The 2,226-nt window shown below is 59.0% G+C and carries 2 protein-coding genes; one reads left to right on the forward strand and one right to left on the reverse strand.

What is annotated here, in order from left to right; translation table 11 throughout:
• Positions 1-343 precede the first annotated feature (343 nt).
• Positions 344-1,591: a hypothetical protein gene (locus ACH2EH_RS03610; protein WP_395139052.1), complete on the reverse strand. Its 1,248-nt coding sequence runs from the start codon at positions 1,589-1,591 to the stop codon at positions 344-346.
• A 295-nt stretch (positions 1,592-1,886) separates the two neighbouring features.
• Here ACH2EH_RS03610 and ACH2EH_RS03615 point away from each other — a divergent pair, with 295 nt between their 5' ends.
• Positions 1,887-2,147 (forward strand): hypothetical protein, encoded by a 261-nt coding sequence (locus ACH2EH_RS03615; RefSeq protein ID WP_395139054.1) that lies wholly within the window; start codon positions 1,887-1,889, stop codon positions 2,145-2,147.
• Positions 2,148-2,226 lie beyond the last annotated feature (79 nt).

The raw sequence follows: 2,226 nt of genomic DNA on the forward strand, positions 1-2,226 counted from the left end.
CAAACTGTGTGTCTCGTTCTTGAGAGGCATTTAAGATGCCATCCCGACTATTGCGACAGTTTAACCTGCAAAAGAGTTCCTGTCAAGATTTATTGCTGAGGGGCGAAGCTCGATGCAGGAAAAGCCCCGCGCCCGAATGCCGGACGCGGGGTAGAGAAGGCTTCTCGTTTCACGAATCCCTCCCCCGCCGATTGAAATCGGCGTCTAAGAGCCTCGTTCCTCGGCTATGAAGTCGCTCCGCGACTGAGAACTTAGGAACTCAGTAGTCGCGGAGCGACATCACGGCGCGAAGCGCCCGTAGACGCCCACTTTCAGTGGGCGGATAACGATTCCTGCAAAAGGTCTATCCTAGGTAGGAGATAACGACGTAGCCATGGCCGCCGGGCTGGTTGTAGGCTCCGCCCACCCCGACTCCCGCGACATAATCCGTGTCCGCTGCGCCGCCTGAGGCCATACCAGTGGCGTTGCCGTTAGCTCCCGTCGCGCCCACAAAGCTGCCCAACAGGCTCGTGAGCGACGAGCCGCCGCCGCCGCCGCCCGGGGAGCTAGGGGTGCCGCCGCCGCCGCCACCAAAGTAGCCCGCGCCGCCACCGCCGCCGCCGCCGTTGCCGCCAAAGAGACTGCCTCCGGGTTGTCCCGTCCCTCCTCCGGCTCCTCCCGCGCTCTGGGTGCCTCCCTGGCCCTCGTTCAAGCCGAGATTGCTCAAACCTATTGCAAGGCCGCCGCCACCGCCGACGGACTCGCTCCCGCCGCCACCGGCCCCGACAACGGCGACGTTTGTGAAACCGCGCGCGATAACCGTGTGCCCGCCGCCACCGCCCGCCTGGTGAGATCCCCCTGTGCTAAACGGGGATGTCCCCGTTCCTCCATTCCCGAAGGTCGCTGAGGACGTGGTTCCCAGTGGCGCGGACAGACCGCCCTGTCCGACATAGATATCCAGCGTCTCTCCCGGCGTGACGGCTTGAGTGCCACTGACGAAGGCTCCTGAACCACCCGCAGACGCGCCGCCTGCGCCCCACATCTTGATCGTGATCGAGGTGACACCCGCAGGTACCAAAAAGCTCTGTCCGGTTCCGGTGAATCTGAAGACTCTCTTGATGAGAGGCCGAGGTGTCGGCGTTGGTGTCGGTGTAGGTGTCGGGGTGGGAGTTGGTGTTGGCGTCGGGGTAGATGCCACGGCAACTTTGGTGTACCCAACCCTCGTACCATCCGGTAATTCCACCTCCAAAGTCGTGTCATTGATGGTTATGACCGTCATGGTGAAAGAGACCCGAGTGCCGTCCGAGCTGCTTCCCGTTAGTGTGAGCCTGCCACCCGAACCGAGACTCCACTCACCGCTATGGTTTACAGGAGTTCGTGCCGAGTACCTGCTAAGTGTGAAAAATAATGCTAAGCCCACAATATTTGTGGCGCGGGTTTCCCAGGTTCCCACATACTCACTGCGGTGCGTGGGGCTGCTGCTGCTACCGCTGCATCCTTCGAGGATGCCTACTGCGCTGGTCACCGAGAGCACCAGTGCTGTCAGAAAGCCGCCGCGCGTCAGGCGCTTGGGCTGCATGTTGTCTTTCTTGGGCTGCATGTTGTCTTTCATGGAACCATTCTACCAACTCACCCCCCAAGATTCCGGAAATCAAAAAAAACCGCGCCAGAATTTACGGGCGCGGGGCAGAGAGCGAGCTTAGCCCGCGTTGAGCTGCACGGTAACATCGCTTGTACGAGTCGCCGCTCCTGAAGTCGTGGGAGCCAAATAGAATGTGACCGTTTTCGTGAGAGGCGGGAAGTTGGCACAAGTGAATTTGACAGTCACGTCTTTCTCTTCCCCGGCTGCAAGAACGAAGCCAGTCGTGCTTAATTCAAGGTCGGACACGGCAGGGAGAATCACGGAAATGGAATTGCTCCCCGTGTTCTTCACTTTTATTGTCCCCAGTAACTGCGGGCAGAGAGATACCCCCACGGTATGGGTCGCCGTGATGGCACTAGGTGAAATCGTGAAGGTGATCGGAGCGGGCGTTGGTACCGGTATTGGTGTCGGAGTTGGTATTGCTGTCGGAACGATCTCCTTGGTGTACGTGACATCGACTGTTGTACCAATGACCAGGGAGATGCTGTTCAAGCCTTTCGTCCGCCGATTGAAACGTTTGTTGTGAATTAGATGGGAAGGTACCTTGGCTGTAGAATCAAGAGCAACTCCCGACCAAAGGATAGCTCAAGCCATGCTAGATATAG

Origin of the sequence: Armatimonas sp., assembly GCF_043760365.1 — a bacterium.
GTDB lineage: Bacteria > Armatimonadota > Armatimonadia > Armatimonadales > Armatimonadaceae > Armatimonas.